Source organism: Streptomyces sp. NBC_00572 (genome assembly GCF_026341815.1).
Taxonomy (GTDB): domain Bacteria; phylum Actinomycetota; class Actinomycetes; order Streptomycetales; family Streptomycetaceae; genus Streptomyces.
The window spans coordinates 3,480,842-3,507,401 of sequence record NZ_JAPENX010000001.1; the positions used below are offsets into that span (position 1 = coordinate 3,480,842).

At 71.0% G+C, this 26,560-nt stretch carries 27 protein-coding genes; 19 read left to right on the forward strand and 8 right to left on the reverse strand.

The features are described 5' to 3' along the window. The first annotated feature begins 4 nt into the window (after positions 1–4). Positions 5–604, forward strand: a complete 600-nt coding sequence (locus tag OG514_RS16180; RefSeq protein WP_266895188.1) for a hypothetical protein — start codon at positions 5–7, stop codon at positions 602–604. A 13-nt stretch (positions 605–617) separates the two neighbouring features. Here the strand turns inward: OG514_RS16180 and OG514_RS16185 are convergent, their stop codons facing one another. After that, entirely contained in the window at positions 618–1,442 is an 825-nt protein-coding gene (locus OG514_RS16185; RefSeq protein WP_266895189.1) for a hypothetical protein, read from the reverse strand. An 8-nt stretch (positions 1,443–1,450) separates the two neighbouring features. Beyond that, positions 1,451–2,056: a SigE family RNA polymerase sigma factor gene (locus OG514_RS16190; protein ID WP_266895190.1), complete on the reverse strand. Its 606-nt coding sequence runs from the start codon at positions 2,054–2,056 to the stop codon at positions 1,451–1,453. A gap of 145 nt (positions 2,057–2,201) precedes the next feature. Between OG514_RS16190 and OG514_RS16195 the strand changes: the two genes are divergently transcribed. Next, a complete protein-coding gene (locus OG514_RS16195; protein ID WP_266895192.1) occupies positions 2,202–2,897 on the forward strand; it encodes a demethylmenaquinone methyltransferase in 696 nt (231 codons plus the stop codon). Between the two features lie 26 nt (positions 2,898–2,923). Here OG514_RS16195 and OG514_RS16200 read toward each other — a convergent pair whose 3' ends face one another. Next, positions 2,924–4,393, reverse strand: coding sequence for a phosphodiester glycosidase family protein (locus OG514_RS16200; protein WP_266895194.1), 1,470 nt, complete (start codon positions 4,391–4,393; stop codon positions 2,924–2,926). Beyond that, positions 4,390–5,112: a peptidase inhibitor family I36 protein gene (locus tag OG514_RS16205; protein WP_266895196.1), complete on the reverse strand. Its 723-nt coding sequence runs from the start codon at positions 5,110–5,112 to the stop codon at positions 4,390–4,392. Before OG514_RS16205 ends, OG514_RS16200 begins: the two co-directional genes overlap by 4 nt. Before the next feature lie 176 nt (positions 5,113–5,288). Between OG514_RS16205 and OG514_RS16210 the strand changes: the two genes are divergently transcribed. Then, entirely contained in the window at positions 5,289–6,575 is a 1,287-nt protein-coding gene (locus OG514_RS16210; protein ID WP_266895197.1) for a geranylgeranyl reductase family protein, read from the forward strand. On the opposite strand, the gene OG514_RS16215 is transcribed toward OG514_RS16210, so the two are convergent. After that, entirely contained in the window at positions 6,541–7,536 is a 996-nt protein-coding gene (locus OG514_RS16215; RefSeq protein ID WP_266895199.1) for a GlxA family transcriptional regulator, read from the reverse strand. The two genes, OG514_RS16210 and OG514_RS16215, sit on opposite strands and share 35 nt — an antisense overlap. A 76-nt stretch (positions 7,537–7,612) precedes the next feature. On the opposite strand from OG514_RS16215, the gene OG514_RS16220 reads away from it, so the two are divergent. Next, a complete protein-coding gene (locus tag OG514_RS16220) occupies positions 7,613–8,485 on the forward strand; it encodes an NAD(P)-dependent oxidoreductase (protein WP_266895201.1) in 873 nt (290 codons plus the stop codon). 27 nt (positions 8,486–8,512) lie between these two features. On the opposite strand, the gene OG514_RS16225 is transcribed toward OG514_RS16220, so the two are convergent. Next, complete coding sequence (locus OG514_RS16225; RefSeq protein ID WP_266895204.1) at positions 8,513–9,475, reverse strand: hypothetical protein; 963 nt, start codon at positions 9,473–9,475, stop codon at positions 8,513–8,515. 35 nt (positions 9,476–9,510) lie between these two features. Then, a complete protein-coding gene (locus OG514_RS16230) occupies positions 9,511–9,924 on the reverse strand; it encodes a hypothetical protein (RefSeq protein ID WP_266895206.1) in 414 nt (137 codons plus the stop codon). Between the two features lie 428 nt (positions 9,925–10,352). Between OG514_RS16230 and OG514_RS16235 the strand changes: the two genes are divergently transcribed. From OG514_RS16235 to OG514_RS16250, 4 genes are all read left to right on the forward strand, one after another. Further along, positions 10,353–10,814 carry a hypothetical protein gene (locus OG514_RS16235; RefSeq protein ID WP_266895208.1) on the forward strand — a complete coding sequence of 154 codons (462 nt, stop codon included), beginning with the start codon at positions 10,353–10,355 and terminating at the stop codon, positions 10,812–10,814. 16 nt (positions 10,815–10,830) lie between these two features. Then, positions 10,831–12,282 (forward strand): peptidoglycan-binding domain-containing protein, encoded by a 1,452-nt coding sequence (locus tag OG514_RS16240; RefSeq protein ID WP_266895210.1) that lies wholly within the window; start codon positions 10,831–10,833, stop codon positions 12,280–12,282. Positions 12,283–12,356: 74 nt separating this feature from the next. After that, on the forward strand, positions 12,357–13,055 hold the full coding sequence (locus OG514_RS16245; RefSeq protein WP_266900870.1) for an ABC transporter ATP-binding protein: 699 nt from the start codon (positions 12,357–12,359) through the stop codon (positions 13,053–13,055). Then, entirely contained in the window at positions 13,052–14,296 is a 1,245-nt protein-coding gene (locus tag OG514_RS16250) for an ABC transporter permease (protein WP_266895212.1), read from the forward strand. The genes OG514_RS16245 and OG514_RS16250 overlap by 4 nt, the downstream gene beginning before the upstream one ends. A 101-nt stretch (positions 14,297–14,397) precedes the next feature. Here OG514_RS16250 and OG514_RS16255 read toward each other — a convergent pair whose 3' ends face one another. Continuing rightward, positions 14,398–15,279, reverse strand: coding sequence for a C40 family peptidase (locus OG514_RS16255; RefSeq protein WP_266895214.1), 882 nt, complete (start codon positions 15,277–15,279; stop codon positions 14,398–14,400). A gap of 669 nt (positions 15,280–15,948) precedes the next feature. On the opposite strand from OG514_RS16255, the gene OG514_RS16260 reads away from it, so the two are divergent. The 11 genes from OG514_RS16260 to nuoK are packed head-to-tail and all read left to right on the forward strand — an operon-like array spanning position 15,949 to position 26,557. After that, the gene (locus OG514_RS16260) at positions 15,949–16,308 is read left to right on the forward strand and encodes an NADH-quinone oxidoreductase subunit A (RefSeq protein ID WP_266895216.1); all 360 of its coding nucleotides are present in this window, start codon (positions 15,949–15,951) and stop codon (positions 16,306–16,308) included. Between the two features lie 17 nt (positions 16,309–16,325). Beyond that, the gene (locus tag OG514_RS16265) at positions 16,326–16,880 is read left to right on the forward strand and encodes an NADH-quinone oxidoreductase subunit B family protein (protein ID WP_024756031.1); all 555 of its coding nucleotides are present in this window, start codon (positions 16,326–16,328) and stop codon (positions 16,878–16,880) included. Further along, entirely contained in the window at positions 16,877–17,608 is a 732-nt protein-coding gene (locus OG514_RS16270; RefSeq protein WP_266895220.1) for an NADH-quinone oxidoreductase subunit C, read from the forward strand. The genes OG514_RS16265 and OG514_RS16270 overlap by 4 nt, the downstream gene beginning before the upstream one ends. After that, a complete protein-coding gene (locus tag OG514_RS16275) occupies positions 17,605–18,927 on the forward strand; it encodes an NADH-quinone oxidoreductase subunit D (RefSeq protein ID WP_266895222.1) in 1,323 nt (440 codons plus the stop codon). The genes OG514_RS16270 and OG514_RS16275 overlap by 4 nt, the downstream gene beginning before the upstream one ends. Then, positions 18,924–19,664 carry an NADH-quinone oxidoreductase subunit NuoE gene (gene nuoE, locus OG514_RS16280; protein WP_266895224.1) on the forward strand — a complete coding sequence of 247 codons (741 nt, stop codon included), beginning with the start codon at positions 18,924–18,926 and terminating at the stop codon, positions 19,662–19,664. The genes OG514_RS16275 and nuoE overlap by 4 nt, the downstream gene beginning before the upstream one ends. Further along, entirely contained in the window at positions 19,661–21,013 is a 1,353-nt protein-coding gene (nuoF, locus tag OG514_RS16285; protein WP_266895225.1) for an NADH-quinone oxidoreductase subunit NuoF, read from the forward strand. The genes nuoE and nuoF overlap by 4 nt, the downstream gene beginning before the upstream one ends. Beyond that, positions 21,010–23,508: an NADH-quinone oxidoreductase subunit G gene (locus tag OG514_RS16290; RefSeq protein WP_266895226.1), complete on the forward strand. Its 2,499-nt coding sequence runs from the start codon at positions 21,010–21,012 to the stop codon at positions 23,506–23,508. Before nuoF ends, OG514_RS16290 begins: the two co-directional genes overlap by 4 nt. Next, the gene (gene nuoH, locus OG514_RS16295) at positions 23,505–24,866 is read left to right on the forward strand and encodes an NADH-quinone oxidoreductase subunit NuoH (protein WP_266895228.1); all 1,362 of its coding nucleotides are present in this window, start codon (positions 23,505–23,507) and stop codon (positions 24,864–24,866) included. The genes OG514_RS16290 and nuoH overlap by 4 nt, the downstream gene beginning before the upstream one ends. Continuing rightward, the gene (gene nuoI, locus OG514_RS16300; protein ID WP_266895229.1) at positions 24,841–25,437 is read left to right on the forward strand and encodes an NADH-quinone oxidoreductase subunit NuoI; all 597 of its coding nucleotides are present in this window, start codon (positions 24,841–24,843) and stop codon (positions 25,435–25,437) included. Before nuoH ends, nuoI begins: the two co-directional genes overlap by 26 nt. After that, positions 25,434–26,261 (forward strand): NADH-quinone oxidoreductase subunit J, encoded by an 828-nt coding sequence (locus OG514_RS16305; RefSeq protein ID WP_266895230.1) that lies wholly within the window; start codon positions 25,434–25,436, stop codon positions 26,259–26,261. The genes nuoI and OG514_RS16305 overlap by 4 nt, the downstream gene beginning before the upstream one ends. Next, the gene (gene nuoK, locus OG514_RS16310; protein WP_189800457.1) at positions 26,258–26,557 is read left to right on the forward strand and encodes an NADH-quinone oxidoreductase subunit NuoK; all 300 of its coding nucleotides are present in this window, start codon (positions 26,258–26,260) and stop codon (positions 26,555–26,557) included. The genes OG514_RS16305 and nuoK overlap by 4 nt, the downstream gene beginning before the upstream one ends. Positions 26,558–26,560 lie beyond the last annotated feature (3 nt).

Sequence of the window (26,560 nt, forward strand, 5' to 3'; positions counted from 1 at the left end):
GCCCGTGCTGACGATCCACGTCGCCGAGGCGACGCCCGAGACGGCCGTCCTGGTCGACGGCGACCGCATCGCCGCCGTCGGCCCGTACGAGGACCTGACCGCCGTCCGCCCCGAGGTACGGGTGCGCCGGTGGCCCGGCATCCTCACGCCCGGACTCCTCAACCCGTACGGCCCCGAACTGCTCGAAGGCATGTACCACCCGGACCCCCGGGAGGCCGAGGGGTTCGGCACCGAGCCGATCACCGGCGAGCGGGCGCAGCGGATCTTCCGCATGGACGCCTCGCGGCGCGGTGCCTCCGCACGCCGCGGCGTGCAGCGGCTCCTCGCCCACGGGACGGTCGCCGTCGCCGGCGAACTGCGCGACCGGGCCGCCGTGGACGCGGTGCGCCGGGCCGGTCTCGCCGTCGGCCGCCGTCCGGAGAGGCTCGCCGGCGGCCCGTCCTTCTCGCCGGCGCCGATGGTGCTCCTGCCCGGCCTGATCCCGGGCGGCCCGGCCCGTTTCGCCGTCTTCGACGTCCCCGACCGGGCCGCTCTGGTCCGCCTCGGTCCTTCGACCTGCGTCGCCACCGTCATCGGCGGGCGGCTGGTCTACCGCGCCCGCTGACGGTCGACGCGGATCAGCCGGCCGGGATCGCGGGCGGCGCCTTCGTCTCGACCGGGTTCTCGTCCATGTCCCGCACCAGGTCGAGGAAGCGCGGGTCCTCGGCGACGTCCAGCAGCTGTCGCGGTGTCACCGGCGCCGACACGCTCTCGGGCTCGACGGAGAGCCGGACGCGACTCCCGTCGTACAGGAAGGTCACGTACGACCCCAGCGTCTCCGATGTGTTGACCGGCATCGAGACCAGATGCGCCTCACGGTTCCCGTCGAAGGTCACGGTGTCGCACGTGACCTTCCTGGTCGGCTCGGACCTGCAGGGTTCGAGGGTGCGGTCGTCGGTCGGCCGTATCGACACCGTCGTGTGGAAGGTCTCGCCGCCCGAGGTGATCCGGTACCAGCGCACGTTGTCCTTCACCGGCCGGATCTCGGTCACGGTCGTGGGCAGCAGGTCGTCGAGCAGCGCCGCCACCCGCTGCTGGTGGGCCGCGAGGCGTTCCCGCTCGGGCCCGGACAGGCCGTCGGGGTTGTCGGGCGGCGTGACGCCCGGGGTCTCCTCGACGACGACGGAGGGGTAGCTGCTCGGGGCCGCGCTCGGGGTCGCGCCGGTCGACGTCGGCACGACGGCGGGCATCGCGACCCCCGTGTTCGCCCCCGGCAGCAGGGTGAGGCCGAGTGCCCCCGCCGTGACCGCGCCGAACGCGGTCGTGACGATCGCGAGCCGGACCCGCGTCCGCCGCCTGCGGCCCTCGCGCACCGCGAGCGGGGCGAGGTCGGGGAGCGGGGGAAGGCCGTCGGTCGTCCGGTCCATGGTGTCGCGGAGCAGGGAGATTTCCTGGGTGTCCACGGTGGGCCTCAGCTTCCTGTGGTGTAGAGCCCGGCATCACCCAGGCGTACGCGGAGTCGGGCGAGCGAACGTGAGCACTGGCTCTTGACGGTGGCCTCGCTGCAGCGCAGCAGCGAGGCGACGGCGGTCACGCTCTGGTCGTCCCAGTAGCGCAGGACGACCATCGCGCGGGCCCGTGGCGGCAGCTCGGCGAGCGCCGCGAGCAGGGTGACGCGCAGATCGGTGTGGTCGGCGGCGGGTGCCGGGGCCATGCCGCCGGTCCGGGTGAACGCGAGCAGGTCGCGCAGCCCGCGCCGTCGCTCGCTCAGGAAGGTGCGGGTCAGCACCGTCTTGGCGTACGCGTGCGGATGATCTGCGGCGCCCGCGCGCCGCCAGTGCTGGTACAGCTTGGCCAGCGTGGTCTGGGTCAGGTCGCGGGCGGTCTCGGGGTTTCCGCAGAGCAGGTACGCCGTGCGGTACAGCCGCTGCTGCGCGACACGCGCGAACTCCTCGAATCCTGCGACCGTCGCGTCGGCCGTCCCGGTGACCGTGCTGCGGACCGGTCCGTCGACCGCACCGTCGGCCGGTCCGGGACTCGCTTCCGCCGCCGGCCCGGTCGTCGGCCCGGGTCTCATTTCGGTCGGTATCGCCATCGCACCCCTGCCTTCCCCGCCGGCGTGCGCCGGCCGCTGTCGTGCACTCACCCCTCCTTGAGAGCGGCCGGGCCCAAAAGGTTGAAGCGGTTCGAGGAGGGATTCCGGCGGCTGCCACAATGGCCGGGTGACCCGAGCTTCCCTGGACAAGCAGCCGCACGAAGTCGCCTCGATGTTCGACGACGTGGCGGAGAACTACGACCTCACCAACGACGTGCTCTCCCTGGGCCAGGACCGGCGCTGGCGCAAGGAGGTCGCCAAGGCGGTCGACGCCCGCCCCGCGCAGAAGATCCTCGACCTGGCCGCCGGTACGGCCACCTCTTCGCAGCCCTTCGCCCGAGCGGGCGCGTACGTCGTGCCCTGCGACTTCTCGCTGGGGATGCTCCGGGTCGGCAAGAAGAACCACCCGTGGATGCCGTTCACGGCGGGCGACGGCACGAAGCTGCCGTTCCGTGACGACGTCTTCGACGCCGTCACCATCTCCTTCGGCCTGCGGAACATCCAGGACACGGACCAGGCGCTGCGCGAGCTGTACCGGGTGACGAAGCCCGGCGGCCGGGTGGTCATCAGCGAGTTCTCGCACGCCACCTGGGCGCCGTTCCGCACGGTGTACGAGGAGTACCTGATGCGCGCGCTGCCGCCGGTGGCCCGTGCGGTGTCCTCGAACCCGGACGCGTACGTGTACCTGGCCGAGTCCATCCGGTCCTGGCCGGACCAGCCGACCCTGGCGGGAATGCTCCAGAAGGCCGGCTGGTCGAAGGTGGCCTGGCGGAACCTGACCGGTGGGATCGTGGCGCTCCACCGGGGGTTCAAGGCCCCGTAGGCCCTGTCCTGGCCGCTACGGCTTCGCTATGGCTTCGGTACCGGCTTCGCGTACATCCCGTAGCCGCTGACGCCCGCGTACACGCTGTCGGCGACGTTCCGGTGGACGTACTTGCCGCCCACCCGGTCCGTCGGCGGGGTGTGCGTCGTCGTGCCGGTCATCAGCGTCGCCGAGCCGCCGCCGTCCAGGTTGAGCGCCTCGATCAGGCCGAGCTCCTCGGAGTCCACGAGCTTCGCGAAGGTCTGGAGCGACGCGCCGTCCTCATGGGTGCTGGTGTCGACGTCGTCCGCCTGGTCCTGGCCCGTCAGGGTGACGAACACCGTGTGGCCGCGCACATTGGTGCCGAGGGCCACCCGTGAGTCGGTGCAGAGGCCGGTCTCGGTGGACGTCTGGCCGCAGGTGTCGGGGAGAGCGGTCGGGATCTTGCTGTCGCGGAGCAGCACGTGGAAGGAGCTCACGACGTCGACCGACGGGTCAAGGACGATCTCGCGGCCGAGACGGGTGTCGGTGAGCTTCTGGCCGACCGTGAGGACGGTGTCCTTGACGGCGTGGGTCCGCAGCCAGACGGCGCCCTTGCCGACGCCCTGGAGGATCCGGCCGCCGGCCGGCACCTCGACCTGATCGGTGGCCTTCTCGCCGCCGCGGCCCTCGCGCGCGGCCGTGACCTTGCCCGTGGAGTCGAGGACGACCTCGAAGCCGGGGTCGTCCTCGGTCGTGATCAGGGGGTCGAGGTCCGGCTTCGGCACCGGGAAGCGGTAGTCGTCGGTGAAGAGGACGATCTCGTCGGAGTCCCTGAAGACGCCCTTCTCCGGGGTGACCTCCTTGGGGACGAGCTTGTCCTCGTTGTCCCTGGCGCAGCCGCGGGCGCGCCCCGGGTCCCGGTTGATGTCGTCGAAGCGGGTCTCGGCCCCGTCGGCCGCGGTGAGGTTGAGCGTGGTGAGGAGCGTGGTGATGTACGGGACGCCGTACTGGATCACGGCGCCCGCGGTGCCCGTGCCGCCGCCCCAGCAGCTGGAGCTGTGGAGGACGCCGTCAGTGACGGAGACGCCCATGGGCTGGAGGGTGGTGGGCTCGGCGCCGACGGGCGTGACGTGGTCGGGATGCTTCGGCTCCGACTTGAACAGGCTGCCGTTGACCCCGGCCACGGGGTGCCGGGCGACCACCGTGGTGACCCCGGCGAGCTGTTCGGCGAGCGTCTCGGCCTGGCCGGCGGCCTTGCCGACCGTGCCGTCCAGGCTGATGGGGGCGGCGGTGGGGTCGAGTTCGACGACCTGGAGAAGACGGGGTCTCGTCCCGGCGGGGAGGTTCTTCTCGGTCCAGGTGGTGCGGGTGACGCCGGGGATGCTCGTGTCGGTCTCGGCGGCCTGCTGCCAGTTGAGGGCGAGCGGGCTCGGCGGATTCTCCGCCGCGGGGGCGGCGGCGGCCGAGGTGGTCAGGGCGAGGGCCGCGGTGAGCGCGGCGGCGACGGCGAGGGCCGGGCGCGGGGGCGTGGTCACTGGCACTCCTGCGTGGACGTGACGAGCTCGTGGGAGCGGAAGGTGCCCGCGAGGGCGGCGGGGACGGTGATGTTGTCGCCGTGGAGGACGACGTACGCGCCGTAGGTCTTCGTGCCCTCGGTCCAGGTGCCGGTGTAGTCGGGCTTGAGGTAGAAGCACAGGTGCTTGGCGGTCCGGTTCCACACGGACTTGGGGGCGACCTCGGCGCCGTAGCTGTTGCCGAGGTTCTGGGTGGCGGGGTCGACGGCCGGGACGTGCACGGTCATGGCGCCGCGTCCGTTGCGCTCGGCGAAGGTGCAGACCTCGCCGTTCTCGCAGCGCTCGTAGCCGGTGAAGCAGAGGGCGCGGGTGGGGACGAGCTTGTACGAGGCGACGACCCAGCGGGTGCCGCCGGTGTCGTACTTGTCGGTGTTGCCCGGCATGACGGTCTGGAGGCTGCCGCCGTACCGGCTGGTGGAGTAGACGCAGGCCCACATGCGGGTGTTGTTCTTCACGGCCAGGGCGGTGCCGGTGTACTGCTCGTCGTTGCCTCCCTCGGCGACGTCCAGGCGGGTGCCGGTGCCGCCGGTGCCGTCGTAGAGGCAGAACATGCCCTGGTCGCAGCCCTCGAAGGGGACGGGGTCGGCGTTCGCGGGCAGGATGAGGAACGCCGAGCAGATGAGGGCGAGGACTGCTGTGATCAGCGAGCCCCGCCGTAGGTCGGTACGAATAGTGGTCACGACCGGCGATCATGACACCGTCGCACGGATGTGCGAATTCCGGTTGCGTTCCATCTCGCCGGGCGTTCCTCCGCAGGGCCCTCCGGGTGGCCCTCCGGACAGCCCGCGACCCGCCCCCATAGACTGCCCCGGTACGTCCGTACCCCCCCACCGTCGAGTCTTCGGGAGACCCCGCCGTGACCGAGCAGCCCCTCTCCGAGCACACCGCAGATGTGATCGTCGTCGGGGCGGGCCCGGCCGGCTCGACCACCGCGTACTACCTCGCCAAGGCCGGGCTCGACGTCCTCCTCCTGGAGAAGACCGCGTTCCCCCGCGAGAAGGTCTGCGGCGACGGCCTCACCCCCCGCGCCACCAAGCAGCTCGTCTCCATGGGCATCGACATCTCCGAAGAGGCCGGCTGGCTGCGGAACAGGGGCCTGCGGATCATCGGCGGCGGCGTCCGCCTGGAGCTCGACTGGCCGGAGCTCGCCTCCTACCCGGACTACGGGCTCGTCCGCAAGCGCGACGACTTCGACGAGCAGCTCGCCCGGCAGGCGCAGAAGGCCGGTGCCCGGCTCTACGAGCGCTGCAACGTCGGCGCCCCGATCATCGACGACCGCACGGGCCGGATCACCGGCGTCCACGCCAAGCTCGGCGAGGACAAGCGCGAGGTCACCTTCCACGCCCCACTCGTCGTCGCCGCCGACGGCAACTCCACCCGGATCTCCCTGGCGATGGGCCTGCACCGCCGCGAGGACCGCCCCATGGGCGTCGCCGTCCGCACCTACTTCACCTCGCCCCGGCACGACGACGACTACCTGGAGTCCTGGCTGGAGCTGTGGGACCGCCGCGGCCCCCAGGACCGGCTGCTGCCCGGCTACGGCTGGATCTTCCCGATGGGCGACGGCACCTCCAACGTCGGCCTCGGCATCCTCAACTCCTCCAAGGCCTTCCGCGAGCTGGACTGGCGCGAGGTCCTCAAGGCCTGGTGCGCCTCCATGCCGGAGGACTGGGGCTACACCCCGGAGAACATGACGCAGCCGATCCGCGGCGCCGCCCTCCCGATGGCCTTCAACCGCCAGCCGCACTACACCAAGGGCCTGCTGCTCGTCGGTGACGCCGGCGGCCTCGTCAACCCGTTCAACGGCGAGGGCATCGCGTACGCCATGGAGTCCGGCCAGATCGCGGCGGACGTCATCGTCCAGGCCCATGCCCGCACCACCCCCGCCCAGCGCGAACTGGCCCTGAACAACTACCCGCAGGTCCTCAAGGACACCTACGGCGGCTACTACACGCTCGGCCGCGCCTTCGTGAAGCTCATCGGCAACCCGAAGGTCATGAAGATCGCGACCCAGCGCGGTCTGACCCACCCGATGCTCATGAAGTTCACGCTGAAGATGCTGGCCAACCTCACCGACCCGACGGGCGGCGACGCCATGGACCGCATCATCAACGGCCTCTCGAAGGTGGCCCCGAAGGCCTGAACGTCTGCCGGTACCCCGACGGGGACACCCCGACGGCACGAGTGAAATGGCGGCGCAGATTGGCCGCCGAACCCAGCCCGCTGTGGTCGCCGACCAGCTCCACCGGCAGGTCGGTCGACTCCAGGAGGGTCTGGGCGCGGGCCACCCGCTGCTGGAGCAGCCACTGCAGCGGGGTGGTCCCGTACTCCTCCCGCACCCGCCGGTGGAAGGTGCGCGGGCTCATCCGGGCCCGCCGCGCCAGCTCCTCCACGGTCAGCGGCTCCGACAGGTGCTCGGTCGCCCACTGAAGTACGGGCCCCAGGCTGTCGTCGTCGCTCGGCGGCAGCGGCGCCTCGATGAACTGCGCCTGGCCGCCGGGACGGTGGGCCGGGACGACGAGCCGGCGGGCGAGCTGCCCGGCGACCGTCGCCCCGAGGTCGGTGCGCACCAGGTGCAGGCAGAGGTCGAGCGCGGCGGTGGCCCCGGCGCTGGTCAGCACCGATCCCTCGTCCGTGTAGAGCACCGAGTCGTCCACGATCACCTCGGGGTGCCGGGCGGCCAGTTGCGCGGTGTGCTGCCAGTGCGCGGTCGCCCGGCGGCCGTCGAGGATCCCGGCGGCGGCGAGCGCGAAGGCGCCGGTGCACAGCGACACCATCCGGGCGCCGGAGGCCGCGGCCGCGCGCAGCGCCTCGACGAGTTCGGCCGGCACCTCCTCGCCGTCCTCCACGACCGCGTCGGGCACGGACGGCACGATGACGGTGTCCGCGCCCACGAGACCGTCGAGGCCGTGGTCGGTCCGCAGCGAGAAGACCCCGCCCTGCCCGGCGTCCCCGCACAGCCGCAGCTCGTACCAGGGGTCGGCCAGGTCGGGATGGGGGATGCCGAAGACCCCGCACGCCAGGGAGAGTTCGTACAGCTCCCACATCGACGTGCCGATCCGCCGGTCCGGCACGACGGCGATGGCGACAACCCCTGCGTTCATGCCGTCGACCGTACGGCAGGAATCGTGCGGTCGCCGTCGGTCCTGCCACTGTCGTCCGGAATCCGCCGCTGCGAGCGTGGATCCCATGAACGCACAGAGCATCACGGTCATCGGGCTCGGCCAGATGGGCTCCGCCCTCGCCGACGCCTTCCTCACCGCCGGCCACCGCACCACCGTCTGGAACCGCACCCCCGCGAAGGCCGACGCCCTCGTCGCCCGCGGCGCCCTGCGCGCCGCCACCGTCACCGAGGCCGTCGCCGCGAGCGAGCTCGTCGTGGTCTGCGTCCTCGACTACCCGGCCGTACGCGAACTCCTCGCCCCCGTGGCCGAGTCACTGCGGGGCCGGGTCCTCGTCAACCTCACCACCGGTACGCCCGAGCAGGCCCGCGAGGAGGCGGAGCGGGCCGCCGAGCACGGCATCGGCTACCTCGACGGCGCCGTCATGACGACCCCGCCGGGCGTCGGCGACAGCGCCAACATGATCCTGTACGCGGGCGCTCCCGAGCTCCTCGCCGAGCACCACGCAGCACTCGCCGTCCTCGGCGACCCCGTGGACCTGGGCGCGGACGCGGGCCGTGCCTCGCTCTACGACGCGGGGCTCCTCGGCCTCATGTGGTCCGTCTTCGGCGGCTGGCTGCACGCGACCGCCCTCGCGGGCGCGGACGAGGTACCGGCCCGCGACTTCACGGCGGTGGCCACCCGCTGGCTGAGGACGGTCTCCTGGTTCATGACCGGGTACGCCGAGCAGATCGACGCGGGGGAGTACCCGGGTGAGGACGCCACCATCGACGTCCAGACGGTCGCCATCAGCCACCTCCTGCACGCGGCGGAGGCCCGCGGAATCGACAACCGGCTGCCGGAGCTGCACCTGGAACTGATGCGCGCCGCGGTCGAGGCGGGCCACGGCGGGGACAGCTACGCGCGCATCATCGAGGCGTTCCGCAAGTGACGGCCGAGGCCGGCCGGTCGGTGCCCCTCAGCTGCCGTTGACCGAGGCCGCCTTCTTGATCCGCTCGTCCGTCTCCTTCTTGACCTGCTTCAGGGTCTCGGCGTGCTTCTCCATGAGCTCCTTCTGGAACCCGACCTCGGCCGTGTACCAGAGGGCGACCAGATCGGTCCGCTTCTTGCAGGCCACGTCGTGCTTCGCGATGGTGATCGCCTTGGCGCTGCCGAGGTCGTCGGGTGACTCGGGATTCAGCCCGAGGGAGGCGGACGATTCCATCGGGTCGGAGACGCGGTACCCCTTCTCCGCCATACAGGCCGACCACGCCTTGACGGCCGCGGCGACCTTCGGGGACTTCTGGGCCCGGGTGAACGCCTCGGACTCCATCCCGAAGACGAACAGCAGGTCCTCGGGGTTCTTCTTCTCCGCGTAGAGCCGGAGGTGCCCCTCCCGGCCGCAGCCGCCGACCGGCACCTTCTGCCCGTTGAGCGTCCGGCCGCTGTCGGTCCTCCGCGACTCCTCCAGGGTGAGCGGGGGCAGGACGAGACCGCCCCCCGGTTTGGTCTTGAGCGGCGGACCGCTCAGCGCCAGTTGCTCGGCCGGGGGGAGCGGCTTCGTGTCCGGCTCCGGTTCGGCGGGTACACCGGGCCTGGTGTACCCGTACCGGGCCACTGTCGCCGCGTCCGTGACCCCGTACCGCGACGACGTGCTCCTGGTCCGCGGCGCGGGCCGGACCGGCGGCCGGTACGTGAACCCGAACCGCTTCATGCAGTCCGCCGTCAGCAGGTCCTGCGCCTTCTCCAGGCTGCGGATCTGCTCGGCCGTCGTCTTGTACGGATCCAAGGGGTACACCAGCTGCGCGGCGGGCACCGTGAGCGGATCGGACAGTGGCTTCGGATCGGCGGAGACGGCCGGCTCGCCCGCCGAGCAGGCGGTGAGCAGGAGTCCCGCGCTCATCAGGAGTACGGCGGCCGGACGGAAGAGGCGGGGATGCATGAAGGACTCCGGGTGGGACTGCCTGAGGAACTGGTCTAGTTGGCGTCGTTGTTGTAGATCGACGAGACCTGGTTCTTGAAGGTGGTGGAGAAATTGCCCATGAGGTCTGCGGGAATCCAGCCTTCGACACCCTTTGCTTCCGCGCCGGTGTAGACGTACCAGGTCCTGCTTCCGAAGTTGAAGTACGACTCGGCGTTGTTGTCCACGACCGCCCCGGAGCCGGGGCCGGGCGTGACGAAGCGGTCGTTGTTCAGGAGGGACTCGTCGTACTGGAAGTCGGTCCAGGCCCCGCCCTGGGTGTCTTCCCAGTTCAGCGAGAACTCGTTGTAGTCCAGGTGGCCGTCCTTGCTCGCCGCTGAGGCGGGAGCGGCGGTCACCAGAACGCCCGCGCCGAGGGCGCCGAGAGCGACGAAGGTGCCGAGGGTGCGGCGGAGAGCGGTGTTCTTCAAGGTTCTTGCCTTTCGATGCGAAGGGAGAACTGGGTGAGAACCGGGCTGAGCCGAGGGCGAATTCCACGTGATCACAGGGTGGTTGGTCAACCACTACGCACGGTGGTCATGAACTGGCCGTGCGGTTCCGGGCCGTTCACCAGGGATCCTGTCCGTACCGCCGGATTCGGTGGTGCGACCGAATATGTCAAGTGCGGCGGAGCCGACCGCTCTTTATCGGCCGCAGGTGAACAAGGGGCTTGAATTGCATGACAGTTGGGAAGTGACGACCTCTTCTCTCTGTGATTAGAGTGGCGCCGTCCGGACACGCGTACGACGTGCCCGGCCCGTTCCGCGCCGAGCCGTGAGGCGCCCCGCGCCGCCGGTTTCGAGCGCCGCGCTCCATCACCGGGACCGCCTCCCCGCAGAAGGCAGAAGGACGTGCACCGATGAGACGCTTACTGGCCATCCCCCTGCTCCTCGCCGGACTCGCGCTCGTCGGCTGCACCGCCGGCCCGGAGGACTCCCAGGCCACCCCGGTCGATCCGGTCGACGCCGCCTACGCCGCGCACACCGCATGCCTCGGTGAGCACGGCGTGAAGCTCAAGGAGAAGAGTCCCGGTGTCAGGGTGGTGGACAAGGACGCCGTGGACCGCAAGGTGATGGTCGACGCCCAGGAGAAGTGCAAGAGCCTTCTGCCCTTCGAACTCCCTGTAGATCAAGCCGCGTTGAAGAGGGCGCAGGGCATCGCGGAGTGCTACCGGCGCAACGGGTTCCCCGACTGGCCCGACCCGGACCCGAAGACCGGCGAGTTCCCCGAGGGGTCGGACATGAACGACTCCGCCGTCATGCGCAAGTGCACCCCCGTCGTCCCTGAGGACAACCTGGGCACCGCGCCCGTCTCCGGCTGAGGCCGAAGGCATGGACATGGACTCAGAGAGGGACAAGGGCATCGCCACGGACACCACCCCGGAGCGCCGCGCCCGGCGTGGTCGGCTCTGGGTCGGGGGGCTCGTCGTCGGGGCCGTCGCGCTGACCGCCGCCGGCGCCTTCGCCGGGACGGTGATCAAGTCGCCCGCGCAGGTCGCGGCGGACGCCGCTCCGCCGCCGCCCGACGTCCTCACCGCTCCCGTCGAGCGCCGCGTCCTGCACGAGACGGTCGTGCTGCGCGGCACCGTCGTCGCCGGGCAGACCGTCCCGGTGGCGCCCGTCGTATCGGGCGGGGACGGCGGGACGCCCGTCGTCACCAAGACACCGGTCACCGTGGGTGCGGCGGTGCGCAAGGGGCAGGTCGTCCTGGAGATATCGGGCCGCCCGCTCTTCGTCCTCCCGGGCCGTCTCCCCGTCTACCGGGACCTCAAGCCGGGCGCGACGGGCGACGACGTGGCCCAGCTCCAGACCGCGCTGGCCGGGCTCGGCTTCGACCGGGGCGGCGACCCGAAGGGCACGTTCGGCGAGGGGACGAAGGCCGCCGTGGAAGGGTTCTACGCCGCCGCCGGCTACGACCCGCGCCCGGCCGTGGACGACGAAGGCGCGGGGGTGGACGCCGCGAGTGACGCCGTGACGGCCGCCGAACGGGCCGTCGACGACGCCCGGGACGCGCTCGCCGAGAACAAGGACGAGGACCGGAGGAAGAGCCTGCGCAAGGCCCGGGACCGGGCCGCCGAGGACCTGGTGGAAGCCCGTACCGCGCTCGGCAAGGTGTGGGCCACCGCCGGGCCGATGGTCCCGGCCGGGGAGGTCGTCTTCGTGGAGCGCTTCCCCGCCCGGATCGCGTCCACCGCCGTGGCCCCCGGGTCACCGGTCTCCGGCACCCTGCTGACCCTGTCCTCCGGCAGGCTCCTCGCCCAGGGCCACCTCCAGGACCACCAGAAGGGCATGGTCCGGCCCGGCCAGAGGGTCCGCGTCCTCGACGAGGTGACCGGAGCCGAACTCACCGCCGAGGTCGGGACCGTCGCCTCGACACGTACGGTCGCCGACGCCAAACAGGGCGGCGGCCAGGGCGCAGGCCAGGGCCAGGACGGCGCTCCGCCCGCGAACGGCCCCACCGGCTTCCTCTTCACCGCCGTGCCCGAGAAGGACATCCCGCCCGCCCTCGCCGGACAGGACGTACGGCTGACGATCGAGGCGGCCTCCACCGACGGCGAGGCCCTCGTCGTCCCCGTCACCGCCGTGTCGGCGAGCGCGGACGGCCGGACCGTGGTCACCGTCGTCGACGGGAACGGGCGCCGGACCCCCGTCGAGGTCCGGACCGGCACCCTCGGGGACGGCTACGTCGAGGTCGTCCCGCTCACCGCGGGAAGCCTCGCGGAGGGCGCCGAGGTCATGACCGGGGTGGCCGCCACCGGCGCCGCTCTTGACGGCCGGGGGCAGGAGTGACCCCACTCGTACGACGCTGGCGGGACCGACACCACGGCCCGCAGCCCGCCCCGACCGGTCCGGACGCCCCGGTCATGGAGTTCCGGCGGGTCGGCCTCACCTACCCGGGCCCGCCGCCCGTCCAGGCCCTGCACCCCTGCGAACTCGCCGTCCAGCACGGCGAGTTCGTCGCCGTCGTCGGCCCCTCCGGCTCCGGCAAGTCCACGTTCCTGAACGTCGCCGGGCTCCTCGACGCACCAACCGAGGGCACCTACCTCCTCGACGGGATCGACACGGCCGCCCTCTCCGACGGCGACCGGACCGCCCTGCGCGGCCGTCGCATCGGCTTCGTCTTCCAGGCGTTCCACCTCATGCCGCACCGCAGCGCCACGGAGAACGTGATGCTCTCGACGGTGTACTCGGCGGTGCCCCGCGCCGAGCGGCGCGCCCGCGCCCGCGACGCCCTGGAACGGGTCGGGCTCGCCCACCGGGTCGACGCGCTCCCGGGACGGCTGTCCGGCGGCGAGCGCCAGCGGGTCGCCATCGCCCGCGCGCTCGCCGGCCGCCCGTCGCTGCTGCTCTGCGACGAGCCCACGGGAAACCTCGACTCCGGCAACGCGGAGACCGTCCTGGCACTCCTCGGCGAACTCCACGCCTCCGGCATGACGGTCGTCGTCATCACCCACGACAGCGAGGTCGCCGCACGCGCGGGGCGCACGGTCACGATCCGCGACGGATTCCTGAGCGAACGGCCCGGGAACGGCGCACCCCGTGCGGAACGGACTTCCGCATGAGAAGCCGCCGCCCCCGGCCCGGCCGGGTCGTCGAACCCTCCCGCCTCACCCCCCGCGACGCGCTCTCCGAGGCCGTCGCCGGCATGCTCCAACGCCCCGGCCGGTCGGTGCTCACCGCTCTCGGCACGGTCCTCGGCGTCGGTACCTTCGTCGCGATCCTCGGCCTGACGGCGACCACGTCCTCCCAGATCGACTCCCGGTTCGACCTGCTCACCGCCACCGAGGTCACCGTCGAGGACATCGCCCGGGAACAGGACGAGTTCGCCGGACCCGGCTTCCCCGCCGACGCGGACGCCCGGATCGGACGGCTCGGCGGCGTCCGGGACGCCGGGGTCTACTGGACGGTCCGGCTCGGCCCCGACGTCACCGTGCGCGCCGCGCCCGTGGGCGACGGCGCGGACGGCGTACCGGTCGACGTGGTCGCCGCCTCGCCCGGCGCCCTCCGGGCCGCCGTCCCCCGTCTCGCGCAGGGCCGGCTCTACGACGAGTTCGCCTCGGCGAAGGCGCAGCCGGTCGCGGTCATCGGGGCGGCCGTCGCGGCCCGGCTCGGCATCACCACCCTGGAGACCCGGCCCGCGGTGTTCATCGGGGACGATCCGTTCGTGGTGGCCGGCATCGTCGACGACGTCGAACGCCGGCCGGACGTGCTGATGTCGGTGAGCGTGCCCCGTACGACCGCCGAGCGGATGTGGGGGCCGCCCGGGGCCGGGGAGGCGAGGATGCTGGTCGCCACGGAGACCGGGGCCGCCCGCCAGATCGCGGACGAGGCACCGGTCGCGCTGCGCCCGGACCACCCGGAGTATCTGAAGGCCGTTCCGCCGCCGGACCCGAGGACGCTGCGGGCGGGCGTCACCGGCGACCTCGACCAGCTGTTCCTGCTGCTCGCCGGGATCTGTCTGGTGATCGGCGCGGTCGGCATCGCCAACACCACCCTGGTCGCGGTCCTGGAGCGGACCGGCGAGATCGGCCTGCGGCGCGCCCTGGGCGCCCGGGGGCGACACATCACCGTCCAGTTCCTCACGGAGTCCGGGGCCCTGGGCGCGGTCGGCGGGCTCGTCGGGACGGCGCTGGGCGTGTGCACGGTGATCGGGGTGGCGCTCGTCCGGGACTGGACCCCGGTCGTGCATCCCGCGACCGTCGTCGCGGCCCCGTTGATCGGTCTGGTCACCGGGGTGGTGGCCGGTCTCTACCCGGCCTGGCGGGCCTCCCGGATCGAACCGGCCGAGGCGCTGCGGCGCTGACCCGAGCCGGAAGCCGTACGGGTACCCGGCCCCGTACATGCCGAAAAGCCGTCACTCCCCCGAGGAGCGACGGCTTTTCGCGTACGACGACGTGCGGGCGATCAGAGGATGCGGACCGCGCCCGACGGCATGTCCCAGTCCAGGGAGCGCTCGACGACACCGGTCGACGAGTTCTGCGCGCCGACGTACTTGCCGCCGCCGACGTAGATGGCGACGTGGTACGAGCCGCTGCGGCTGCCCCAGTACAGGACGTCGCCCGGCTGGAGGTTGCTCAGGGAGACGGAGGTGCCCATGCTCGACTGGTCGTACGAGATGCGCGGCAGGTCGATGCCGGCCGAGGCGTAGGCGGCCTGGACGAGGCCGGAGCAGTCCCAGGAGTTGGGGCCGGTGCCGCCGGTGACGTACGCGTCGCCGACCTGGGCGCGCGCGAAGGCCACGATCGCGGCGGCGGAGCCGGAGGGGGCCTGCGTCTGGCTGTCACTGGAGCCGGCGGAGGAGCCCGAGGAGCTGTCGTCGCTCGCGGAGGTGGCGGCGAGCTGGGTGCGCTCGCTGTCACGGGAGGCGCGCGCCTGGGCCTCCTGGCGCTCCTGCTCGGCCTTGGCCTCGGCCTCGGCCTTGAGGCGGGCCTTCTCGGCCTTCTCGGCCGCGGCCTTGCGGTCCGCCTCGGCCTTGGCCTTCTTGGCCTCCTTGGCGGCCTTCTGCAGCGCCAGGTTCTCCTGCGTCTGGAGGCTCTGGTCGAGCGCCTCCTGCTGGGTGGCCTCGGCGGAGGCGGCGACGGCGGAGGCGAGACCGGTGCCGGCCTCGAGGGAGCCCAGGGTGGGCATTTCGATGGTCTCGGTCACCGGCTCGGCATTCGCCGGCCCGGCAGCACCGGCCACCGCGATGGTGCCGAGGACGCCACCGGCAACTCCGGCTCGCAGCGCGAGCTTCGAGGCGCTGCGGCGGGGCTTCCGGTGGCTGGGTATGTGAGCGGTGTGGGACATGAGGACAACCGCTATCAGGGCTTCACGGTTCCCTTCAAGAAACGTGGGTTGCGCCACAGTTACGTTCGGAATCTCCTAATCCGCTTCTGTGACGCCCTTATTGACGCCGTAACGGGCAAAACGGGCACGGCTCATCCGGTGCTTGATCACGGGTTTTCATTGAAACGTCCGAATTGCCCGACGCTTACCACCTCTTGACGCCGATGGCCAAGCCCTGCTTTTTCAGGCCCTCCGGGGTGTGGTGCAGGTCACACTTCAGTCTCGCGAACGCTCGTGAAAGCGCGCACGCGTCCACCGCCGTACGTCGAGCCCCCCGACCGGGCGACGGGCGCATCCTTTATCACCCGGATGCGTCCATCACCAATTTGCCTGTAGTGGCCATCACTTGATAGTGCGACACCCCCTCCGAGCAGCGATTTCCGGTCCGGATGTCACATCTGGTGATCACCTGGGCGCTTCGCGCAACAAGATCACCGCTCATCCGACTTCATGATCCTTCGTCAGGTGGTGGAGATCACAAAGTCGTTGGTGTACCCCGTGTCGCAGATCACAGAGGGGCAGGCATAGGATGCGGGGCAGCCGGGCTTGTGAACTGCCTCACATGGGGGCGATCTTTCACGGTCCGGGGTGCGGTCCAACGGTCAAGGACGACTGGAAGGAGCGAGGAGCGTGAATGCGTACGCGCCCGTCCTCGTGCTCGGTGCCCTGGGTGCGGGGTTTGCGATCTTCTCCGTGGTCATGGCCACGCTTATCGGGCCAAAGCGGTACAACAGGGCAAAGCTTGAGGCGTACGAGTGCGGCATCGAACCGACGCCCACTCCCGTCGGAGGCGGCCGCTTCCCGATCAAGTACTACCTGACGGCGATGCTCTTCATCGTCTTCGACATCGAGATCGTCTTCCTCTACCCCTGGGCGGTCACCTTCGACGCCCTGGGGCTTTTCGGGCTCGTGGAGATGCTGCTCTTCGTGCTCACCGTCTTCGTCGCCTACGCGTATGTGTGGCGTCGTGGCGGCCTGGAATGGGACTGAAGGGCTGAGGGGCACCTATGGGACTCGAAGAGAAACTCCCGAGCGGCTTTCTGCTGACGACGGTCGAACAGGCCGCGGGCTGGGTGCGCAAGGCGTCCGTGTTCCCCGCGACCTTCGGCCTCGCATGCTGCGCCATCGAGATGATGACCACCGGAGCCGGCCGGTACGACCTGGCCCGCTTCGGCATGGAGGTCTTCCGCGGCTCACCGCGCCAGGCCGACCTGATGATCGTCGCCGGCCGGGTCAGCCAGAAGATGGCGCCCGTCCTGAGGCAGGTCTACGACCAGATGCCCAACCCCAAGTGGGTCATCTCCATGGGTGTCTGCGCCTCCTCGGGCGGCATGTTCAACAACTACGCGATCGTCCAGGGCGTCGACCACATCGTGCCGGTCGACATCTACCTGCCCGGCTGCCCGCCGCGCCCGGAGATGCTGCTCGACGCGATCCTCAAGCTCCACCAGAAGATCCAGACCTCCAAGCTCGGCGTGAACGCCGAGGAGGCGGCCCGGGAGGCGGAGGAAGCGGCGCTCAAGGCGCTGCCGACGATTGAACTGAAGGGTCTGCTCCGGTGAGCGACGAGACACCAAACCCCGAGAAGGACCTCAGCGCGCAGAACCTGCCGGGGCAGCGCGGGGAGCACGGCGAGGAGGTCCGCGTCCAGCGCGGGATGTTCGGCGCCAACAACGGCGGCGACACCTCCGGCTACGGCGGACTCGTCCGCTCGATCCGGCTCCCCGGCGCGGCCTCCCGCCCCTACGGCGGCTGGTTCGACGAGGTCGCCGACGAACTCGAGGGCGCGCTGGAGGAGCAGGGCCTGCTCCCCGAGAACGCCATCGGGAGGACGGTCGTCGACCGCGACGAGCTGACCTTCCACATCGAGCGCGAGCACCTCGTCCGCGTCGCCCGCACGCTCCGCGACGACCCGGCGCTCCGCTTCGAGCTGTGCACCGGCGTCTCCGGCGTCCACTACCCGGGGGACAAGGGCCGCGAGCTGCACGCCGTCTACCACCTGCGCTCGCTCACCCACGGCAGGCTGATCCGCCTGGAGGTCTCGGCGCCCGACGCCGACCCGCGCATCCCGTCGCTCGTCGCCGTCTACCCGACGAACGACTGGCACGAGCGCGAGACGTACGACTTCTTCGGCATCGTCTTCGACGGCCACCCCGCCCTCACCCGGATCATGATGCCGGACGACTGGCAGGGCCACCCGCAGCGCAAGGACTACCCCCTCGGCGGCATCGCCGTCGAGTACAAGGGCGCCCAGATCCCGGCTCCGGACCAGCGGAGGTCGTACTCGTGAGCACTTCCCATGCGTCTCCCCGCGAGACGACAGAAGGCGCCGTCTACACGGTGACCGGCGGCGACTGGGAAGAGGTCGTCCAGTCCGCCGCGAAGGCCGACGACGAGCGCATCATCGTCAACATGGGCCCCCAGCACCCGTCCACCCACGGCGTGCTCCGGCTCATCCTGGAGATCGACGGCGAGACCGTCACCGAGGCCCGCTGCGGCATCGGCTACCTCCACACCGGCATCGAGAAGAACCTCGAATACCGGACCTGGACGCAGGGCACCACCTTCGTCACGCGCATGGACTACCTCACCTCGTTCTACAACGAGACGGCGTACTGCCTCGGCGTGGAGAAGCTGCTCGGCATCACCGACCAGATCCCGGACCGGGCCAGCGTCATCCGCGTCCTGCTGATGGAGCTCAACCGGCTCTCCTCCCACCTGGTGTGCATCGCCACCGGCGGCATGGAGCTCGGCGCCACCACGATCATGATCTACGGCTTCCGGGACCGCGAGATGATCCTGGACCTGTACGAGCTGATCACCGGCCTGCGCATGAACCACGCGTTCATCCGCCCCGGCGGCCTCGCCCAGGACCTGCCGCCCGGCGCCGTCGACGCCGTGCGCGAGTTCGTGAAGACCATGAAGAAGAACCTGCCGGAGTACGACAAGCTCGCCACCGGCAACCCCATCTTCAAGGCCCGCATGCAGGACGTCGGCTACCTCGACCTCACCGGCTGCATGGCGCTCGGCGCCACCGGACCGATCCTGCGCTCCGCGGGCCTCCCGCACGACCTGCGCAAGACCGACCCGTACTGCGGCTACGAGAACTACGAGTTCGACGTCCCGACCGCCGACACCTGCGACTCCTACGGACGCTTCCTCGTCCGCCTGGAGGAGATGCGGCAGTCGCTCCGGATCGTCGAGCAGTGCCTCGACCGCCTCGCCCCGGGTCCGGTCATGGTCGGCGACAAGAAGATCGCCTGGCCCGCGCAGCTCGCGCTCGGCCCCGACGGCCTCGGCAACTCCCTCGACCACATCAAGAAGATCATGGGCACCTCCATGGAGGCCCTGATCCACCACTTCAAGCTGGTCACCGAGGGCTTCCGGGTCCCCGCAGGGCAGGCCTACGCGGCCGTCGAGTCGCCCAAGGGCGAGCTCGGCGTGCACGTCGTCTCCGACGGCGGAACCCGCCCCTTCCGGGTCCACTTCCGCGATCCGTCCTTCACCAACCTCCAGGCCATGGCCGCGATGTGCGAGGGCGGCCAGGTCGCCGACGTCATCGTCGCCGTCGCCTCCATCGACCCCGTGATGGGAGGCGTCGACCGATGACGGAGAACGTCAGCCTGGGGATGCCCCAGCTGCCCGCCCCCGCGTATCCGGCCGAGGTCCACGAGCGCCTGACCGAGGACGCGAAGGCGATCATCGCCCGCTACCCGGACTCCCGCTCCGCACTCCTGCCGATGCTGCACCTCGTGCAGTCGGAGGAGGGCCACGTGACCCGTACCGGCATGCGGTTCTGTGCCGAACTCCTCGGCCTGACCACCGCCGAGGTCACCGCAGTCGCCACCTTCTACACGATGTACCGGCGCAAGCCCTCCGGCGACTACCAGGTCGGCGTCTGCACGAACACGCTCTGCGCGGTCATGGGCGGCGACGCCATCTTCGAGGAGCTCAAGGAGCACCTCGCCGTCGGCAACAACGAGACCACCGACGACGGCAAGATCACCCTCGAACACATCGAGTGCAACGCGGCCTGCGACTTCGCCCCCGTGGTGATGGTCAACTGGGAGTTCTTCGACAACCAGACCCCCGAGTCCGCCAAGCAGATGGTCGACGACCTGCGGGCCGGCCGGACCGTCGAACCCACCCGCGGCGCCCCGCTCTGCACCTTCAAGGAGACCGCCCGCATCCTCGCCGGCTTCCCCGACGAGCGTCCCGGCGCCGTCGAGGCCACCGGCGGCGCGGGCCCCGCCTCCCTCGTCGGGCTCCGCCTCGCCAAGGGCGAGCAGCCGCACCACCGAATCGTCCACCCGCGCGGTGAGACCTCCGGTCAGGAGGGGGAGTGATGACCTTGGCCGCCGAGATCAACAACAGCAGCCCCGAGAAGCTCCTGTCGCCCGTCCTCTCCGCCTTCTGGGACCAGCCCGACTCCTGGACCCTGGAGACCTACGAGCGGCACGAGGGATACCAGGGGCTCAGGCGGGCCCTCGCGATGAGCCCCGACGCCCTCATCGCGTACGTCAAGGAATCCGGCCTCCGCGGACGCGGCGGCGCGGGCTTCCCCACCGGCATGAAGTGGCAGTTCATCCCGCAGGGCGACGGCAAACCGCACTACCTCGTCGTCAACGCCGACGAGTCCGAGCCCGGCACCTGCAAGGACATCCCCCTCCTCTTCGCCAACCCGCACTCCCTCATCGAGGGAATGATCATCGCCTGCTACGCGATCCGCTCCGAGCACGCGTTCATCTACCTGCGCGGCGAAGTCGTCCCCGTCCTGCGCCGCCTCCACGAGGCGGTCCGCGAGGCGTACGCCGCCGGCTACCTCGGCCGGGACATCCTCGGCAGCGGACTGAACCTGGACGTCACCGTGCACGCCGGCGCCGGCGCGTACATCTGCGGCGAGGAGACCGCGCTCCTCGACTCGCTCGAAGGGCGCCGCGGCCAGCCCCGGCTGCGCCCGCCCTTCCCCGCGGTCGCCGGTCTGTACGCCTGCCCCACTGTGGTGAACAACGTCGAGTCCATCGCGTCCGTTCCCGCGATCCTCAACCGGGGCAAGGAGTGGTTCACCTCGATGGGCAGCGAGAAGTCCCCGGGCTTCACGCTGTACTCGCTGTCCGGGCACGTCGTCTCGCCCGGCCAGTACGAGGCCCCCCTCGGCATCACCCTGCGCCAGCTCCTCGACATGAGCGGCGGCATGCGCCCCGGCCACCGGCTCAAGTTCTGGACCCCCGGCGGCTCCTCCACCCCCATGTTCACCGACGAGCACCTCGACGTGCCCCTCGACTACGAGGGCGTCGGCGCCGCCGGATCGATGCTCGGCACCAAGGCACTCCAGTGCTTCGACGAGACCACCTGCGTCGTCCGGGCCGTCACCCGCTGGACCGAGTTCTACGCCCACGAGTCCTGCGGCAAGTGCACACCCTGCCGCGAAGGCACCTACTGGCTCGTCCAGCTGCTCCGCGACATCGAGGCCGGCAAGGGCAAGATGTCCGACCTCGACAAGCTCAACGACATCGCCGACAACATCAACGGCAAGTCGTTCTGCGCCCTCGGCGACGGCGCCGCCTCGCCGATCTTCTCCTCGCTCAAGTACTTCCGCGAGGAGTACGAGCAGCACATCACCGGCCGCGGCTGCCCCTTCGACCCGGCCAAGTCGACCGCCTGGGCGGACAACCACAAGGAGGTGACCGCATGACCGTCACCACGCCCCAGCCCGCCGGCGGCGGCAGCCCGGCCGTACCACCGGAAGACCTCGTCTCCCTGACGATCGACGGCATCGAGATCTCCGTCCCCAAGGGGACCCTGGTCATCCGCGCCGCCGAACAGCTCGGCATCGAGATCCCGCGCTTCTGCGACCACCCGCTCCTCGACCCCGCCGGCGCCTGCCGCCAGTGCATCGTCGAGGTCGAGGGCCAGCGCAAGCCGATGGCCTCCTGCACCATCACCTGCACCGACGGCATGGTGGTGAAGTCGCAGCTGACCAGCCCCGTCGCCGAGAAGGCCCAGCACGGTGTGATGGAGCTGCTGCTCGTCAACCACCCGCTGGACTGCCCCGTCTGCGACAAGGGCGGCGAGTGCCCCCTGCAGAACCAGGCCATGTCCCACGGACAGGCCGAGTCCCGCTTCGAGGGCGTCAAGCGCACCTACGAGAAGCCCGTAGCGATCTCCACCCAGGTGCTCCTCGACCGCGAGCGCTGCGTCCTGTGCGCCCGCTGCACCCGCTTCTCCAACCAGGTCGCCGGCGACCCGATGATCGAACTCATCGAGCGCGGCGCCCTCCAGCAGGTCGGCACCGGCGAGGGCGACCCCTTCGAGTCGTACTTCTCCGGCAACACCATCCAGATCTGCCCGGTCGGCGCCCTCACCTCGGCCGCCTACCGCTTCCGCTCCCGACCCTTCGACCTCGTCTCCTCGCCGTCGGTGTGCGAGCAGTGCGCCGGCGGCTGCGCCACCCGCACCGACCACCGGCGCGGCAAGGTCATGCGGCGGCTCGCCGCCGACGACCCGGAGGTCAACGAGGAGTGGATCTGCGACAAGGGCCGCTTCGGCTTCCGGTACGCCCAGCAGCGCGACCGGCTCACCACCCCGCTCGTCCGCAACCCCGGAACCGGTGAACTGGAGCCCGCCTCCTGGCCCGAGGCCCTGGAAGCGGCCGCCCTCGGACTCGTCCGCGGCCGTACCGGCGTCCTCACCGGCGGCAGGCTGACCGTCGAGGACTCCTACGCGTACGCCAAGTTCGCGCGGGTCGCCCTCGACACCCACGACATCGACTTCCGGGCCCGGATCCACTCCGGCGAGGAGGCCGACTTCCTGGCCTCCGCCGTCGCCGGACGCGGCCGCGACCTGGACGGCACGGGCGTCACGTACACCTCGCTCGAAGCCGCCCCGGCCGTCCTCCTCGTCGGCCTGGAGTCCGAGGAGGAAGCCCCCGGCGTCTTCCTGCGGCTCCGCAAGGCCTGGCGCAAGCACGGCCAGAAGACCTACGCGGTCGCCGCCTTCGCCACCCGCGGCCTGGAGAAGGCGGGCGGCACCCTGCTGCCCGCCGCCCCCGGCACCGAGACCGAGTGGCTCGACGCGCTCACCTCCCGGGTCGGCCTCGAAGGCGACGGACTCGCCGCCGCCGAGGCCCTCCGCACGGAAGGCGCCGTCCTCGTCGTCGGCGAACGCCTCGCCGGAGTCCCCGGCGCCCTGACCGCCGCCCTGCGCACCGCCGCCGCCACCGGCGCCCTGCTCGTGTGGATCCCGCGCCGCTCCGGCGAACGCGGAGCGGTCGAGGCCGGAGCGCTCCCGGCGCTGCTGCCCGGCGGCCGGCCCGCGACCCACCCCCGCGCGCGTGAGGAGGTCGCCGCCGTCTGGGGCGTCCGCGAACTCCCGCACGGCTACGGCCGCGACACCGGCCAGATCCTGGAGGCCGCCGCCACCGGCGAACTCGCCGCCCTGCTCGTCGGCGGGGTCGAGGTCTCCGACCTCCCGGACCCGGCACGCGCGCGTGAAGCGCTCGACGCGGCCTTCGTCGTCTCCCTGGAACTGCGGCCCAGCGAGGTCACCGACCGCGCCGACGTCGTCCTCCCGGTCGCCGCCGTCGCCGAGAAGCCCGGCACCTTCCTCAACTGGGAAGGCCGGGCCCGGATGTTCGAGGCCGCGCTCAAGCCCGAGCAGATGACCCGGCCCCTGGCCCCGTCGGACACGCGCGTCCTCCACATGCTCGCCGACGCCCTCGACGCCCACCTGGGCCTGCCCGACCTCAGGGCCGTACGCCGGGAACTCGACCGCCTCGCCGGCTGGACCGAGGAGCGGGCCTCCGAGCCCGTCGAACCCGGTCAGGCCGCGGCCCGGCCCGGCGACGGCGAGGCCGTCCTCGCCGGGCACCGGATGCTGCTCGACCTCGGCCGGCTCCAGGAGGGCGACACCGCACTCGCCGGCACCCGGCACGCGGCGGTCGCCCGGCTCTCCGCCGCCACCGCCGCCGACACCGGCGTCAAGGACGGCGACACGCTCGAAGTCACCGGCCCCGCGGGCTCCGTCGCCTTCCCGCTGCAGGTCACCGAGATGCCCGACCGCGTCGTCTGGCTCCCGCTGAACTCCGCCGGCCGCGGCGTCCTCTCCGACACCGGCGCCCACCCCGGCGACCTGGTCCGCATCGGCCCGGCGACCCCGAGCCCCGTCGATGTCACGGAGGTGCAGGCATGACCACGCCGCTCGCCGCAGAAGACCTGTCCATGTTCGGCACGGACCCCTGGTGGCTCGTCCTGATCAAGGCCGTCTTCTGCTTCGCCTTCCTGATGATCACCGTGCTCTTCTCCATCGTGTGGGAGCGCAAGGTCGTCGCCTGGATGCAGCTGCGCGTCGGCCCCAACCGGCACGGCCCCTGGGGCCTCCTCCAGTCCCTCGCGGACGGCGTCAAGCTGATGCTCAAGGAGGACGTGATCGTCAAGAAGGCCGACAAGGTCGTCTACGTCCTCGCCCCGATCATCGCCGCCATCCCGGCGTTCATGGCGATCGCCGTGATCCCCTTCGGACCGGCCGGCAACGAGGTCTCGATCTTCGGCCACCGCACCTCGATGCAGCTCACCGACCTGCCGATCGCGATGCTGTACGTCCTCGCGGTCGCCTCCGTCGGCATCTACGGCATCGTCCTCGCCGGCTGGTCCTCCGGTTCCACCTACCCGCTCCTCGGCGGTCTGCGCTCCTGCGCGCAGATGATCTCGTACGAGATCGCCATGGGCGCGGCCTTCGCCTCCGTCTTCCTCTACTCCGGGTCGATGTCGACCTCGGCGATCGTCGAGGCGCAGGCGGACCGCTGGTTCGTGATCCTGCTGCCGGTCTCGTTCATCATCTACATCGTCACGATGGTCGGCGAGACCAACCGCGCTCCCTTCGACATGCCGGAGTCCGAGGGCGACCTCGTCGGCGGCTTCAACACCGAGTACTCGTCCATCAAGTTCGCGCTGTTCATGCTCGCCGAGTACGTGAACATGGTGACGGTCTCGGCCGTGTCGGTGACCCTCTTCCTGGGCGGCTGGCGGGCCCCGTACCCGATCTCCACCTTCTGGGAGGGCGCGAACCACGGCTGGTGGCCGATGCTCTGGTTCGTCATCAAGGTGCAACTGCTCCTCTTCTTCTTCATCTGGCTCCGCGGCACCCTGCCCCGCGTCCGCTACGACCAGCTGATGAAGCTCGGCTGGAAGGTCCTCATCCCGGTCTCCGTGGTCTGGCTGATGCTGGTCGCCACCGTCCGTGCGCTGCGGAACGAGAACATCGCCTTCGGCAACATCGTCCTGTACGTCGCCGGAGCCGTCCTCGGACTGCTGCTGCTCTCCTTCGTGGTCGACGTGTTCCGCGACCGGAAGGCGAAGGCCGCCGCACCCGCACCCGAGGACACCCGCTCCTTCGACCCGATGGCCGGAGGCTTCCCCGTACCGCCCAAGCCCGGACAGTCCCTGCCGCCCGTGCCCCGGCGCAGGCCGCGGCACGACCGGGACCTCGTTGTCAGTGGCGCCCCCGATACTGCTACTGCGAGTGATGGAAAGGAGACGGACGGTGTCTGATTTCCAGAATCCGGTGGCCGGCTTCGGCGTGACCTTCAAGGCCATGTTCAAGAAGCGGCTGACCGAGCAGTACCCGGAGCAGGAGAAGACGACGGCGCCCCGCTTCCACGGCCGGCACCAGCTCAACCGTCACCCCGACGGTCTGGAGAAGTGCATCGGCTGCGAGCTGTGCGCCTGGGCCTGTCCCGCCGACGCCATCTACGTCGAGGGCGCGGACAACACGGAGGAGGAGCGCTACTCCCCCGGCGAGCGGTACGGCCGCGTCTACCAGATCAACTACGCCCGCTGCATCCTCTGCGGACTCTGCATCGAGGCCTGCCCCACCCGGGCGCTGACGATGACCAACGAGTTCGAACTGGCCGACTCCTCCCGCGAGAACCTGATCTACACCAAGGAGCAGCTCCTCGCGGGCCTTGAGGACACCATGGTCGACAGCCCGCACGCGATCTTCCCGGGCATGACCGAGCAGGACTACTACCGGGGGCTCGTCGAAGGAGCCGCACCCGGGACCGTCCGCCAGGTCGCCGTGTCCAAGGGGGAGAACGGCTCACCGGAAGAGGTGGACGCATGAGCGCGAACCTCGCGGCCTACGCGACGTCCTCCGGCGAGGCCTTCCAGTTCTGGGTCCTCGGCACCGTCGCCGTCGTCGGCGCCCTCGCCACGATCCTGATGAAGAAAGCCATGCACAGCGCCCTGTCGCTGGCCGGCACGATGATCATCCTGGCGGTCTTCTACCTCGCCAACGGCGCGTACTTCCTCGGCATCGTCCAGATCGTCGTCTACACCGGCGCGATCATGATGCTCTTCCTCTTCATCGTCATGCTGGTCGGTGTCACGGCCGCGGACTCGCTGAAGGAGACCATCAAGGGCCAGCGCTGGTGGGCCGCCATCTGCGGTCTCGGCTTCGGCGTCCTGCTCGCCGCCGGCATCGGCAACGCCTCGCTCACGGAGTTCGCCGGACTCGGCGCCGCCAACAGCGCCCGCGGCGGAAACGTCGAGGGCCTCGCCGCCCTCATCTTCACCAAGTACGTCTTCGCCTTCGAGATCACCGGCGCCCTCCTCATCACCGCCGCCGTCGGCGCGATGGTGCTCACCCACCGCGAGCGCACCGAGCGGGCCGCCACCCAGCGCGAACTCTCCGAGCAGCGCGTACGCGAGGGCACGCACGTGCCGCCGCTGCCCGCGCCCGGCGTCTACGCCCGGCACAACGCCGTGGACATCGCCGGTCTGCTGCCCGACGGCACCCCGGCGGAGCTCACCGTCATGCAGACCCTGCGCAAGCGGGGCCAGATCCGGGACGTGTCCACCGAGGCGCTCGCCGACCTCAAGGCCCTGGAGCAGCGCTCCGAGGAGCGCCTCGGCCGGGACCGGGACGAAGAGGAGGCCACCCGGTGAACCCCGTCAACTACCTGTACCTCGCCGCCCTGCTGTTCACCATCGGTGCGGTCGGGGTGCTGATCCGGCGCAACGCGATCGTGGTCTTCATGTGCGTCGAGCTGATGCTCAACGCCTGCAACCTCGCGTTCGTCACCTTCTCCCGCATGCACGGAAACCTCGACGGCCAGATCATCGCCTTCTTCACGATGGTCGTCGCCGCCGCGGAGGTCGTCGTCGGGCTCGCGATCATCGTGTCCGTCTTCCGTGCCCGCCACTCGGCCTCGGTCGACGACGCCAGCCTGATGAAGCTGTGAGGG

Excerpts from the sequence above, each read along its gene's own strand:
- OG514_RS16190 (WP_266895190.1), bottom strand. The coding sequence starts at position 2,056 with ATGAGACCCGGGCCGACGACCGGGCCGGCGGCGGAAGCGAGTCCCGGA.
- OG514_RS16215 (WP_266895199.1), bottom strand. The coding sequence starts at position 7,536 with ATGAACGCAGGGGTTGTCGCCATCGCCGTCGTGCCGGACCGGCGGATC.
- OG514_RS16225 (WP_266895204.1), bottom strand. The coding sequence starts at position 9,475 with ATGCATCCCCGCCTCTTCCGTCCGGCCGCCGTACTCCTGATGAGCGCG.
- OG514_RS16235 (WP_266895208.1), top strand. The coding sequence starts at position 10,353 with ATGAGACGCTTACTGGCCATCCCCCTGCTCCTCGCCGGACTCGCGCTC.
- OG514_RS16240 (WP_266895210.1), top strand. The coding sequence starts at position 10,831 with ATGGACTCAGAGAGGGACAAGGGCATCGCCACGGACACCACCCCGGAG.
- OG514_RS16245 (WP_266900870.1), top strand. The coding sequence starts at position 12,357 with ATGGAGTTCCGGCGGGTCGGCCTCACCTACCCGGGCCCGCCGCCCGTC.
- OG514_RS16250 (WP_266895212.1), top strand. The coding sequence starts at position 13,052 with ATGAGAAGCCGCCGCCCCCGGCCCGGCCGGGTCGTCGAACCCTCCCGC.
- OG514_RS16255 (WP_266895214.1), bottom strand. The coding sequence starts at position 15,279 with ATGTCCCACACCGCTCACATACCCAGCCACCGGAAGCCCCGCCGCAGC.
- OG514_RS16265 (WP_024756031.1), top strand. The coding sequence starts at position 16,326 with ATGGGACTCGAAGAGAAACTCCCGAGCGGCTTTCTGCTGACGACGGTC.
- nuoE (WP_266895224.1), top strand. The coding sequence starts at position 18,924 with ATGACGGAGAACGTCAGCCTGGGGATGCCCCAGCTGCCCGCCCCCGCG.
- OG514_RS16290 (WP_266895226.1), top strand. The coding sequence starts at position 21,010 with ATGACCGTCACCACGCCCCAGCCCGCCGGCGGCGGCAGCCCGGCCGTA.
- nuoH (WP_266895228.1), top strand. The coding sequence starts at position 23,505 with ATGACCACGCCGCTCGCCGCAGAAGACCTGTCCATGTTCGGCACGGAC.
- nuoI (WP_266895229.1), top strand. The coding sequence starts at position 24,841 with ATGGAAAGGAGACGGACGGTGTCTGATTTCCAGAATCCGGTGGCCGGC.
- OG514_RS16305 (WP_266895230.1), top strand. The coding sequence starts at position 25,434 with ATGAGCGCGAACCTCGCGGCCTACGCGACGTCCTCCGGCGAGGCCTTC.